We start from the raw sequence: 12029 nt of genomic DNA on the forward strand, positions 1-12029 counted from the left end.
AGCATCCTTTTACTAACTGTGCGCAAATTATTGAAAAATATCCATAAAATGCCTTTTAGATTTGAATAAAAATTTTATTTTTGCCACTCACTAAATTAAATACAAATGGCCACTTATAATAAGAGAGGATATAAAACACCTAAAGAAAAAGAAGTTAAAGAAGTTGTTGAAGATATTCAAGTAGACGAAAAAGACAGTACAACTGCTGGTGTTTTCTCTAAATTAGACGAAACTGCTTCTAAAACAGAAGATTTCGTTGCTAAAAATCAAAAAGTAATTATTGGTTTTGTTGCTGCAATAGCATTAGTAACTGTTGGGTATTTAGCATTTGAAAAATTTATTGCAACACCTAAGGAAGAAGAAGCAGCTAATGAAATGTTTGTTGCACAACAAAATTTTCAAAAAGCTACTGATGGAGTTGCAAGCGACTCTTTGTACAAATTATCATTGAATGGTTCTGAAGGTAAATTTGGTTTTATTAAAATTGCTGAAGAATACTCAGGAACTGATGCAGGTAACTTGGCTAACTATTATGCAGGTATTGCATACTTGAATACAGGTAAATATGCTGAAGCAATTGATTTTTTAAGCAAATTCGAATCTAAAGATATGATTTTAGGTGCTTTAGCAAAAGGAGCTATTGGAGATGCATACGCTCAAAAAAACCAACAAAAAGAAGCTTTAGAAAATTACATTAAAGCTGCTGAGTCTAGTAAAAATGATTTTACTACACCACGTTTTTTATTGAAAGCAGGAAAGACAGCTTTAGCTCTTGGAAACAAAGAAGAAGCGTTGAAATATTTCACTGAAATCAAAGATTTTTATGATGCAACTCCTGAAGCAGCTTCAGTTGATGTATTGATTGGATTGGCACAATAGTTAAACACTCCAATAAAGTAGTAGGTTAGCAATTATAATGCAATTAGATTGTATCTAATTAGTTGTAATTTCTAACCTTTATTTTTATCTTTAACAGTAAACTAATACGAACTGATTATGGCTACCGAAAATAAAAATTTATCAGATTACGATAAAAATAGTGTTCCTGATGCTCGCAATTTTCGTTTTGGAATTGTAGTGGCAGAATGGAATGAAACGATTACCGAAGGACTATATAATGGTGCTTTTACAGCGTTATTAGAAAACCAAGTTCCTCCCCAACAGATTATTCGTTGGAACGTACCTGGAAGTTTTGAATTAGTATATGGTGCCAAGAAAATGCTGCAAACACAAAATGTAGATGCGGTGATTGCAATTGGTTGTGTCATTCAAGGACAAACAAAACATTTTGATTTTGTTTGCGAAGGGGTAACACAAGGAATTAAGGATTTGAATGTACAAACCGATATTCCGGTTATTTTTTGTGTGCTAACAGATAATACTATGCAACAATCTATTGATAGAAGTGGTGGAATCCATGGCAATAAAGGAACTGAAGCGGCTATAGCAGCTATCAAAATGGCTTTTATCCGTCAACAAGCTTCTTTGTCTCATCAAATAGATAATCAACACTTATTAGGTGCTAGCGCATTGCAAATCGAGAACAAACCCTTGCAAATAGAAGAATAGTTAAAAGTAAAATACTCTAACAAACCTATACTACAAGTAAATAGTATAGGTTTGTCTATTTTTTGTAATTACGGATGTTTTAAAACCAAGTATAAATTCCCTAAATTTGTACTTTATGGTGCAACCACAAACAACCCCCAACAATTAAAACCTTTTTGATGTCGAGTATTATTCAATTGCTTCCTGATCATGTTGCCAATCAAATTGCCGCTGGTGAAGTGGTGCAACGGCCTGCATCTGTAGTAAAGGAATTGCTTGAAAATGCAGTTGATGCGAAAGCAACAGACATTAAGTTAATCATTAAAGATGCTGGAAAATCATTGATACAAGTGATTGATAATGGTGTGGGTATGAGTGTAACTGATGCGCGTTTGTGTTTTGAACGACATGCTACTTCTAAAATTCGCCAGGCGGAAGATTTATTTTCATTGCATACCAAAGGATTTCGTGGAGAAGCCTTGGCTTCCATTGCGGCGATTGCTCATGTGGAGATGAAGACCAAGCAAGACCAGGAAGAATTAGGAACACATCTCATTATTGAGGGGAGTAAATTTGTTTCTCAAGAAGTAGCGGTTTTGCCTAAAGGAACTTCGTTTGCAGTTAAAAATTTATTTTATAATATTCCAGCTCGACGCAATTTCTTAAAATCGGATATTGTGGAATACCGTCATGTTATTGACGAATTTCAACGAGTGGCATTGGCACATCCCAACATTCATTTTACGTTTTACCACAATGGAAGTGAAATGTTCAATTTGCCTCAGTTAAATTTTAGACAGCGAATTGTTGGTATTTTTTCGGGTAAAACCAATGAGAAATTAGTTCCGGTTCAAGAAGAAACAGAGATTGTCCAAATTCAAGGATTTGTGAGCAAACCTGAATTTGCCAAAAAAAATAGGGGAGAGCAATTCTTCTTTGTGAACGACAGATATATTAAAAGCGGGTATTTGCACCATGCTGTAATGGCGGCTTATGACGGAATTTTAAAAGACGGTGCGCAGCCGAGTTATTTTTTATATTTAACCGTTCCACCGCATTCCATAGATATCAACATTCATCCAACGAAGACTGAGATCAAGTTTGATGATGAACAAGCCTTATATGCTATTTTAAGAGCCGCTATCAAACACAGTTTAGGACAATTTAATGTTGCTCCTGTGTTGGATTTTGATCGCGATGCTAACTTAGATACACCCTACCATTATAAAGATTTGGAAGGAGCTATGCCAACGGTTCAAGTTGATGCTAATTTTAATCCTTTTTCAGAAGTGCAACCTACAAAATCCTATTCAGGTTCTGGAGGGAGTTATAAAAAAACAGAAATTGCTTCGAGTTGGGAAGGCTTGTATGTGGGATTGAAGCAAGAAACCGAAACGTTTTCAGCCTCTAGTAATTTTAATTTTGAACAAGAAGAAGTAACAGCTTCATTATTTGATTTAGAAGATGCGGAGACCACCATTCACAGAACCTATCAAATTCATAAAAAATACATCGTTTCTCCAATTAAATCAGGGATGGTGATTGTAGATCAGCAACGCGCACATCAACGAGTGTTGTACGAACAATTTTTGGTTAATATGACCGTAAAGCAAGCTTCTAGTCAGCAATTGTTGTTTCCGTTGAATTTGTATTTTTCAAAGAATGAGATGGAATTGATTGCCGAATTGCAGTTGTCTTTAATGAATACCGGATTTGTATTTGAGGCAACTAAAGAAGATCATGTAGTTATTTCGGGTATTCCAGTGAATATTACCGAAAGCGAAGTTTCCTTGGTTTTAGAACAATTGCTAAGTGATTTGCAGGACGGAATTCCAGAAAGTAGTTTCAGTCAAAACGATACGATTGCCAAATCAATGGCAAAAAGTTTGGCGGTTAAAACAGGAAGTTATTTGACCGAAAAAGAACAAGAAAACTTGGTCAACGGATTGTTTGCTTGTAAGGAACCCAATGTTTCCCCTTTTCAAAAACCTACTTTCATCACGATGCGTGTAGAAGATATAGATAAAAAATTTGCCCTATGAGAAATGTAACGGAAACTGTCAAACAGTTAATTATTATTAATATTTTATTTTTTGTTGGGACACTTTTAGTTTCGGGCCCAGCCTATCAATATTTAGCTTTGTTTTTTCCGGAAAACCCAGATTTTAAAGCTTGGCAGCCCATTACCTATATGTTTATGCATGGTGGATTTATGCATATCTTATTTAATATGTTTGCTTTATTTTCCTTTGGATCTGCTTTAGAACAATTTTGGGGAAGTAAGAAGTTTTTGTTTTTCTATATTTCCTGCGGCTTGGGTTCGGCTCTAGTTCATACAGGCGTGAATTATTATCATTTTCAAGAAGGCTTAGACGCATTAATTTCCAACGGATTTTCAAAATCTGAAATTCTAACACTTTTAAACGAAGGAAGAATTGATACTCGTTGGCAAGAAGTGATTACTGTAACACAGTTTCAAAATTTCACCAGTGCCTATGTAGGAACCGCTGTTGGGGCATCAGGAGCGATTTACGGAATTATTGTAGCTTTTGCTTTTATGTTTCCTAATGCTGAACTGGGTTTGATGTTCATCCCTATACCAATCAAAGCAAAGTATTTTGTACCAGGCTTAGTTCTGGTTGATTTGTATTTAGGAATCTCGGGGAAATCAATTTTTGGTGGTGGTGGAGTGGCTCATTTTGCTCACGTAGGAGGTGCTTTATTTGGTTTTTTAATTGTTTGGTATTGGAAAAAAAATCAATTCAATTCTAACCGCTGGAATTAAGCCGCAATAATTAATTAAAAATAGAGTTTATTTTAGAAGAAATTTTTACAAATGGGTATTATAGACGATTTAAAGATGCAATACAAAATGGGAGGAATTGCTGTTCAAGTAATTTTTTGGAATTTGTTGTGCTTTCTTATTTCGTTAGTCTTTTTCTACCAATTTCAATTAGGTATTTTTAATTATCCTAATTGGGTTGCCTTATCTTCAGAGCCTTCGGTTTTGGTGACCAAACCATGGACCTTGATTAGCTATGCTTTTTTTCATTATGGGTTTGGACATTTGTTTTTCAACATGATGGTGTTGCATTTTTTCAGTACATTATTTTTAACTTTTTTCAATACTAAACAGTTTTTAGGATTGTATTTGTTGAGTGCGTTCTTTTCTGGATTAGCCTTTGTAATTGCGTATTACTTTTTGAATTTGAGTTCGGCTATGGTAGGAGCTTCGGGTGCTATTATGGCAATCTTAGTGGCTACAACTACTTATCGTCCGTTGATGAATGTCCGATTACTACTTATTGGCAATGTTAAATTATGGCATATTACCGCGGTAATTTTAGTGTTGGATTTTATGCAATTCCGAATTGCAAACACAGGTGGACATATTGCGCATCTTGCAGGTGCTTTTTTTGGATTTATTTTTATTAAATTGCTCCAAAATGGAATTGATTTAAGTCGCATTTTAAATAACCCATTTAAAAAATCAAAGCGCGCGCCTTTTAAAAAAGTACATAAAAATTATCCCAAATCGGCACCAAAACCAAGTTCTAGAATTGTGGTTAAGGACAAAACCCAACAACAAATAGATGAAATTTTAGATAAAATCAGTCAATCTGGATATGATTCCTTAACACAAGAAGAAAAAGAATTCTTGTTTAAAGCAGGTAAATAAATTAGTTAGCAAAGAGATGAAAAATCTTTCGTGGTTCAATAAAGGGATGTTTCTTTTAAATATAGTTCTGACTGTAGTTACTTTCAGTGCGTATTTGTTGCCTTTTCTTGCGCCAAAAGCTTTTCCTTTACTATCGGTTTTGACCTTATTTATGCCCCTGTTTTTTATATTTAACGCTTTGTTCTTTTTTTATTGGGGTTTCCAGTTTAAGAAACGAATGATATTATCGGGTTTAGTTTTATTGATGGGAATTACCTTTATCAATAAATTTTACAAGTTCTCTACCAAAGAATTTCCTGAAAGCGAAAAGAATTTTAGCGTAATGAGTTACAATGTTCGTTTGTTAAATCTTTTTAAGTGGATTGATCGAGATGATGTTCCTGCGCAAATCCTTACTTTTATTAATGAAAAGAATCCAGATATACTTTGTATCCAAGAGTTTTCGTATTCAGCGGATATAGATTTAAAAGTGTATCCACACAAATATATCGTTATGGCGGGTGACCAAATTAAAACAGGTCAAGCCATTTTTTCTAAATTCCCAATTATTAATGAAGGAAATATAGTTTTTCCAAATTCAAACAATAATGTAATTTTTGCGGATATCAAGAAAGGAAAAGAAATTATTAGAGTGTACAATATGCACTTGCAATCCATTAAAATATCTCCCGATGTAACTGAAATTAATGATGATATTAATGTGATGAATCAAAGTAAATCGCAAAAGTTATTGAGACGTATTAGTAAAGCGTTCAAACAGCAACAGCAACAAGCCGAGTTGTTCAAAAAACACAAAACGGATTGTGATTATCCTTTAATTATCTGCGGCGATATGAATAATAGCGCTTTTTCATACGTATATCGCAATATTAAAGGCAAACTAAGAGATACTTTTGAAGAAGCAGGTAAAGGTTTTGGCGCGACCTATAAGTTCCGTTATTATCCAGCGCGCATTGATTATATTTTTGCTGACGAAAGAATGAAAGTAAAACAGTTTGAGAGCTTTTCTGATTTCGAAAATTCAGATCACTATCCTATAATGGCAAAACTCTCTTTTGATTAATTATTTCAATACAAGGGGTTGTGATTTCAAATAATCCAACGCAAATTTTCCTTCATTAAAAACTAAGTCTAATACGCTAAGATTGTTGATAAAACCAAATTTATCATCAAATACTTGTGTATAGCTTTCAAATTGCGAACTGTCTTTTTTTCCGTTTGCCAAAAAGCGGAAATCAGTAATTTCATCTGAATTGATTTCGTGAAAATATTCAGTTGTCTTTGTATATTCTATTTTCATTCGAAGGCATCTAGTAATCAAATCAAAAACTTCCAAATTCAAGTCCATTAAATACTGATGTTTCTTTTCAAAAATTGGAAGTAAATCGTCTTCAAAATATTCAAAGAAAGGCGAACTTCTATAGGCTGCTTCTAAGGATTTGAAATGTTGTTTTTGCCAATCAAACTCATTTTCAATCTGAATGTCTTTTGTTTTCTGATGAGCAGTTTTAGAATGTTTTATAGGTATATTCAGTAGTTGAATTCCGTTAGGGCTATAGATATAGGTTCGGTTGCGATTCGTTTGTTTTTGGAAATTATCTTCCATTTCAAAAGTTACTTTTTCGGCCTGAACAATAGCTGCTAAATGACTAATAGAAGGGAAGTAAGTGGGGAGAATAAGAATGTTCATGAAAAATGTAGCAATTTTTTAATGTAACAATGTGAAAATGTAATAATGGATTCATCGTTACATTTTCACACTGATCAATTGGTTATACTGATTTCTTTTTCTTCCAAAAATATTCTCCAATAAAATAGGCCACTAATGCCAGCAGGAAAAATTTAAAATAGGATTGGGGTTCACCTTCACCACTAACTGTAGTGAATAATCGTTCCCAACGAATTTTTTTCATTCCTTTTGCATTGGAATCATAACTCATCCAGATAAATGTTGGTTTTCCAACGATATGATTTTCGGGTACATACCCCCAATAACGACTGTCTTCCGAATTATGACGATTGTCTCCCATCATCCAATAGTAATCTTGTTGAAAGGTATATGAAGTTGCAATTTTTCCGTTAATTCTGATTTCTGAACCAGTTACTTTCAATTCATTTTTTTCGTAATCAGTAATGATCGTTTTATAAAATGGTAAGGTCTCTAAATTTAGAGGAACTGTTTTTCCTTGTTGTGGGATATAAATGGGTCCAAAATTATCTCGATTCCATTTGTTGATGTGAGGGAAAATGCCTGGTTCAATTTCTTTTGAAATGATTTTTTCAACTCCAGTAATTCCGGGAATTTGTTTTAGTCTTTCTGCATTTGAATCAGTTAATGCTGCGATAAACAAGGTATCTCTTTTCTCCGCATCCATAAATCCTGCACCATCTGTAATATCCATGTCTTTTAGGAGATATTCAAAATCGATAGGTGTCTTTCCATCCAAAGCTACTTTATAGGAAAATTGAGGTCTAGCTCTTTCTGGTAAAATCAATTCTTTTCCGTTTACAAAAACGATTCCTTCTTTGATTTCCAATTGGTCACCAGGAATACCCACACAACGTTTAACATAGTTTGATTTCTTATCGATAGGCTTGTCTGCTCTCAATCCTGAGTTATCTCTAAACTTATACACAGTGTCTACAGGCCAGTTGAATACCACAATATCATTTCGTTCGACAGTTTGAAAACCAGGAATTCTGAAATAAGGTAATTGAGGCCAACTAAGGTAAGACTTCTTTTTTGTCAACGGAATGGTATCGTGAACCATAGGTAGGGCTACTGTAGTCATCGGAGTTCGTGCTCCATAGTTTACCTTACTTACAAACAAAAAGTCGCCTACTAGTAATGACTTCTCTAGAGACGAAGTCGGTATGGTAAAAGGTTGGATGAAATAGGTGTGAACAAAAGTAGCAACTACTATTGCAAAAAGTAAAGAGCTAATTGTATCTGTCGTTTTATTGATTGGTTGGGAACTTTTGTCAGCGATATAATTCAATTGCTGTGAATAATTGATGTAAGCGATATACAAACCGAAAGTAGCAATACCAATCACTTTATCTTTGGTTGCGTTTTTACCAAAACTACTTAATGTTTCCACCCAAACTGCTGGAAATACAATAAGGTTGATTACCGGAATAAAAAGTAAAAGAGTCCACCAACTTGGTTTGTTTATAATTTTCATCAAGACAATAGCATTGTATACGGGAATAGCTGCTTCCCAACTTTTTCTTCCTGCTGCTACATACAATTTCCATGTTCCAATAAAGTGAATTACTTGTATTGATAAGAAAAATATAAACCATTGTGATAGTGTCATAATTAAGATTGTTAGATTATTAGATTTTTAGATTCCTTAGATGTTTTGGAAGTTTTAAAAATCTATTTTTTTATTTTTTATAAATATGCTTATTATTAATTTTTCTAATGATCTAAGAAGTCAAAAAAATCTAACGTTCTAGATTCAATACATCTTTCATTGTAAATACTCCTTGTTTTCCAGCTAACCATTCTGCTGCAATAACAGCACCTAGTGCAAAGCCCTCACGGTTATGTGCAGTATGTTTGATTTCGATGCTATCTACATTAGAATTATACGTCACGGTATGAGTTCCGGGAACATCTTCAACTCGTAATGCTTCAATTTGAATTTCATTAGCAGCGGGCTTGTCTATAGTCCATTTAGTATAATTACTATTTTCAATAACTCCATTTGCTAGAGATATTGCAGTTCCGCTTGGAGCGTCTAATTTTTGAGTGTGATGAATTTCTTCCATGGCAACAGAATAAGAAGTGTATGGTGCCATTATTTTAGCTAGGTAATCGTTTACTTCAAAGAATAAATTCACCCCTAAACTGAAATTAGAACTAGAAATAAAACCTCCCTTTTTTTCGTTGCAAAGCGCTATAATTTCGTCATAGCGTTCCAACCAACCAGTTGTTCCAGAAACCACAGGGACATGAGTATGAAAACAATTGGAAATGTTTTCAACTGCAGCTGTTGGTACGCTAAAATCAATAGCAACATCTGCATTGGATAGTCCGTCGTAGGTATTGTTTTCGTCTTTCTTTAAAACGATTTCATGACCTCTTTTTATGGCAATTCGTTCGATTACCTTACCCATTTTTCCGTATCCTAAGAGTGCAATTTTCATTTAATTCTATTTATGATGTATTTAGAAATAATTCAATTCTAAAAATTATAATTAAGTGTTAGTCCAACATTAGCTCTTAATGTTACATAATCAGCAGATAATGAAGGGCGTAATGATAAATTTTCATCGATATTAAATTGTTTTAATGCTGCGTCCACATTAGCATCTATAATGTTGAGCGCATAAAAACCAAGCACAAACAATGTAGATAGATCTCTATTACGTTGGTAAAATTTCTGTGCAGTAATTAATCGGTTGGTATCCAGATAATTGAATTTATCGTCGTTATAACCCTCTAGTCTTCTTTTATAAGCGTCTCTCACTTCGTTGTATTTGGTATTGCTGTCCAAATAAAAGTACAAGCTCGTCCCAATAGCTCCGTAAACAATAGGAATTTTCCAATATTTTTTATTGTAAGCCTGACCTAATCCAGGTAAAACTGCCGAATAAAAGGCGGCTTTTGCAGGTGTTAATGGATCAATATCATTCGGTTTCAAGCTGTCTTTTTGTGCTTTTTGAGTAACCGTTTTGTCTTGTGCCAAAACTAGATTGTTTCCCAAAAGCAAAAAAAGAATAACTATGAATAGAAATCTTTGCACTATCCTTTGATTAGTTTGACAATTCTATTGAAGTCTTCTTCAGAGTGGAATGGAATGGTGATTTTACCTTTACCATTTCCCGCAACTTTAATATCTACCTTAGTGCCAAAATAGTCTACAAATTTCTTTTGCTCACTAGGAGCTACATCAAAAGAGGTAGATTTTGCTTTAGTGGCGGCTTTCGGTTTCAAGCTATCTTGATGGTTTTTAACCAATGCTTCCGTTTCACGAACGGATAAGTTTTGACTTACTATTTTTTGGTAAATAGTCGTTTGAACGTCTAAATCTTCAATATTTATAATTGCACGGCCGTGTCCCATACTAATGAACCCATCGCGAATCCCAGTTTGAATAATTGGGTCTAATTTTAATAAACGCAAGTAATTAGCAATTGTAGAACGTTTTTTGCCTACACGTTCACTCATTTGCTCTTGAGTTAATTCAATTTCGTCCATCAAACGCTGGTACGATAATGCGATTTCAATAGGATCTAAATCATGACGTTGGATGTTTTCTACCAAAGCCATAACTAACGATTCATTGTCATTAGCAATACGAATGTAAGCAGGAACTGTTTTTAAACCTACTAGAGTAGAAGCACGTAAACGACGCTCTCCAGAAATTAATTGGTATTTATTAAAGTCTAATTTACGAACAGTTATAGGTTGAATAACGCCTAATTCCTTGATAGAAGTAGCTAGTTCTTTTAAGGATTCTTCGTTAAAATTACTTCTTGGTTGAAAAGGATTGATTTCTATAGCATCAATTTCCAATTCAATAATATTTCCAACAACCTTATCTGCATTCTTATCATGTACAGATTTAATATCGTTTTCAGGATCCTTTAATAAGGCTGACAATCCTCTTCCAAGAGCTTGTTTTTTAATTGCTTTTGCCATACAGTTAGTTGCTGTTTTTTTGTATTACTTCTTGAGCTAAATGCAAGTAGTTGGTTGCCCCTTTACTTGTAGCGTCATAATTGATGATGCTTTCGCCAAAACTTGGCGCTTCACTTAGTTTAATATTTCTTTGGATAATGGTTTCAAAAACCATTTCATTAAAGTGTTTTTGAACTTCTTCGACTACTTGATTCGATAATCGCAAACGGGAATCGTACATCGTTAAAAGCAATCCTTCAATGTCCAGTTCGGTATTGTGAATTTTCTGAATACTTTTTATTGTATTAAGTAATTTACCCAAACCTTCCAATGCAAAATATTCACATTGTATAGGGATAATTACAGAATCTGCTGCAGTGAGCGCATTCAAGGTTAGTAACCCTAAAGATGGCGCGCAGTCAATAATGATAAAGTCATAATCGTCTTTGATTTCCTGCAATGCTTGTTTCAGCATGTATTCTCTGTTCTCTTTGTCTACCAATTCGATTTCGATGGCAACAAGGTCAATATGAGCTGGAATTACATCAACATTGGGAGCAGTACAGCTAATGATAGCTTCTTTGGGTAAGTGACTGTGTTCTAAAATTTGGTAGGTACCAATTTCTACTGATTCTACATCAATTCCCAATCCCGATGTTGCGTTGGCTTGGGGGTCAGCATCAATTAATAATACTTTTTTTTCAAGAACACCAAGAGATGCAGCAAGATTTACTGATGTAGTTGTTTTTCCAACACCTCCTTTTTGATTAGCAATTGCAATGATTTTACCCATTTATTTTTTCAGATTTAGAACGGTAAAAATACAATTATTTATGGTTTCTGAAAATCTATTTTGTTAACATTTGTTAGATCTAGAATTATTATTGTTGGAAAACTGTAGCATTTTAATTTTTAGAAATTAAAAACTAATTAATAATCAATTCGGTCTTCAATTTAAATTTTGGGATTTTCACAAAAAAAATCCTTTCAGCTGAGCTAAAAGGATTTTGTCGGGGTGGCAGGATTCGAACCTGCGGCCTCCTGCTCCCAAAGCAGGCGCGATAACCGGGCTACGCTACACCCCGTAACGCGAGTGCAAAGATAGAATTATTTTTTATTCGAGCAAGTCAAATGCATAAATAGGGGAAGATTATTTTTGTATAACTAAAA

12 protein-coding genes and 1 tRNA gene are annotated in these 12029 nt (G+C 34.0%); 6 read left to right on the forward strand and 7 right to left on the reverse strand.

The features are described from left to right. Positions 1 to 105: 105 nt before the first annotated feature. The 6 genes from LPC23_RS05585 (at position 106) to LPC23_RS05610 (ending at position 6290) form a co-directional block, all read left to right on the forward strand. Complete coding sequence (locus tag LPC23_RS05585; protein WP_229328742.1) at positions 106 to 879, forward strand: tetratricopeptide repeat protein; 774 nt, start codon at positions 106 to 108, stop codon at positions 877 to 879. 117 nt (positions 880 to 996) lie between these two features. Beyond that, on the forward strand, positions 997 to 1569 hold the full coding sequence (gene ribH, locus LPC23_RS05590; RefSeq protein WP_229328744.1) for a 6,7-dimethyl-8-ribityllumazine synthase: 573 nt from the start codon (positions 997 to 999) through the stop codon (positions 1567 to 1569). Positions 1570 to 1727: 158 nt separating this feature from the next. Further along, complete coding sequence (gene mutL / locus LPC23_RS05595; protein WP_229328746.1) at positions 1728 to 3590, forward strand: DNA mismatch repair endonuclease MutL; 1863 nt, start codon at positions 1728 to 1730, stop codon at positions 3588 to 3590. Next, positions 3587 to 4333 (forward strand): rhomboid family intramembrane serine protease, encoded by a 747-nt coding sequence (locus LPC23_RS05600; RefSeq protein ID WP_229323430.1) that lies wholly within the window; start codon positions 3587 to 3589, stop codon positions 4331 to 4333. The genes mutL and LPC23_RS05600 overlap by 4 nt, the downstream gene beginning before the upstream one ends. Before the next feature lie 51 nt (positions 4334 to 4384). Beyond that, a complete protein-coding gene (locus LPC23_RS05605) occupies positions 4385 to 5227 on the forward strand; it encodes a rhomboid family intramembrane serine protease (RefSeq protein WP_229328748.1) in 843 nt (280 codons plus the stop codon). Between the two features lie 16 nt (positions 5228 to 5243). Beyond that, positions 5244 to 6290: an endonuclease/exonuclease/phosphatase family protein gene (locus tag LPC23_RS05610; RefSeq protein ID WP_229328751.1), complete on the forward strand. Its 1047-nt coding sequence runs from the start codon at positions 5244 to 5246 to the stop codon at positions 6288 to 6290. Here the strand turns inward: LPC23_RS05610 and LPC23_RS05615 are convergent, their stop codons facing one another. From LPC23_RS05615 to LPC23_RS05645, 7 genes are all read right to left on the reverse strand, one after another. Further along, a complete protein-coding gene (locus LPC23_RS05615; protein ID WP_229328753.1) occupies positions 6291 to 6917 on the reverse strand; it encodes a WbqC family protein in 627 nt (208 codons plus the stop codon). It lies immediately after the preceding gene. An 82-nt stretch (positions 6918 to 6999) separates the two neighbouring features. Continuing rightward, a complete protein-coding gene (gene lepB, locus LPC23_RS05620) occupies positions 7000 to 8547 on the reverse strand; it encodes a signal peptidase I (RefSeq protein WP_229328756.1) in 1548 nt (515 codons plus the stop codon). Positions 8548 to 8677: 130 nt separating this feature from the next. Continuing rightward, positions 8678 to 9382 carry a 4-hydroxy-tetrahydrodipicolinate reductase gene (dapB, locus tag LPC23_RS05625; RefSeq protein ID WP_229328758.1) on the reverse strand — a complete coding sequence of 235 codons (705 nt, stop codon included), beginning with the start codon at positions 9380 to 9382 and terminating at the stop codon, positions 8678 to 8680. 38 nt (positions 9383 to 9420) lie between these two features. Next, positions 9421 to 9942, reverse strand: coding sequence for a DUF5683 domain-containing protein (locus LPC23_RS05630; RefSeq protein ID WP_420842289.1), 522 nt, complete (start codon positions 9940 to 9942; stop codon positions 9421 to 9423). 38 nt (positions 9943 to 9980) lie between these two features. Next, on the reverse strand, positions 9981 to 10880 hold the full coding sequence (locus LPC23_RS05635) for a ParB/RepB/Spo0J family partition protein (protein ID WP_229328763.1): 900 nt from the start codon (positions 10878 to 10880) through the stop codon (positions 9981 to 9983). 4 nt (positions 10881 to 10884) lie between these two features. Next, positions 10885 to 11652, reverse strand: coding sequence for a ParA family protein (locus LPC23_RS05640; protein ID WP_229323446.1), 768 nt, complete (start codon positions 11650 to 11652; stop codon positions 10885 to 10887). Positions 11653 to 11869: 217 nt separating this feature from the next. Further along, a tRNA-Pro gene (locus tag LPC23_RS05645) sits at positions 11870 to 11944 on the reverse strand. Between the last annotated feature and the right edge of the window lie 85 nt (positions 11945 to 12029).

This window comes from Flavobacterium ammonificans, from assembly GCF_020885975.1.
Taxonomy (GTDB): Bacteria; Bacteroidota; Bacteroidia; order Flavobacteriales; family Flavobacteriaceae; genus Flavobacterium; species Flavobacterium ammonificans.

Excerpts from the sequence above, each read along its gene's own strand:
- LPC23_RS05585 (WP_229328742.1), top strand. The coding sequence starts at position 106 with ATGGCCACTTATAATAAGAGAGGATATAAAACACCTAAAGAAAAAGAA.
- ribH (WP_229328744.1), top strand. The coding sequence starts at position 997 with ATGGCTACCGAAAATAAAAATTTATCAGATTACGATAAAAATAGTGTT.
- mutL (WP_229328746.1), top strand. The coding sequence starts at position 1,728 with ATGTCGAGTATTATTCAATTGCTTCCTGATCATGTTGCCAATCAAATT.
- LPC23_RS05600 (WP_229323430.1), top strand. The coding sequence starts at position 3,587 with ATGAGAAATGTAACGGAAACTGTCAAACAGTTAATTATTATTAATATT.
- LPC23_RS05605 (WP_229328748.1), top strand. The coding sequence starts at position 4,385 with ATGGGTATTATAGACGATTTAAAGATGCAATACAAAATGGGAGGAATT.
- LPC23_RS05610 (WP_229328751.1), top strand. The coding sequence starts at position 5,244 with ATGAAAAATCTTTCGTGGTTCAATAAAGGGATGTTTCTTTTAAATATA.
- LPC23_RS05615 (WP_229328753.1), bottom strand. The coding sequence starts at position 6,917 with ATGAACATTCTTATTCTCCCCACTTACTTCCCTTCTATTAGTCATTTA.
- lepB (WP_229328756.1), bottom strand. The coding sequence starts at position 8,547 with ATGACACTATCACAATGGTTTATATTTTTCTTATCAATACAAGTAATT.
- dapB (WP_229328758.1), bottom strand. The coding sequence starts at position 9,382 with ATGAAAATTGCACTCTTAGGATACGGAAAAATGGGTAAGGTAATCGAA.
- LPC23_RS05635 (WP_229328763.1), bottom strand. The coding sequence starts at position 10,880 with ATGGCAAAAGCAATTAAAAAACAAGCTCTTGGAAGAGGATTGTCAGCC.
- LPC23_RS05640 (WP_229323446.1), bottom strand. The coding sequence starts at position 11,652 with ATGGGTAAAATCATTGCAATTGCTAATCAAAAAGGAGGTGTTGGAAAA.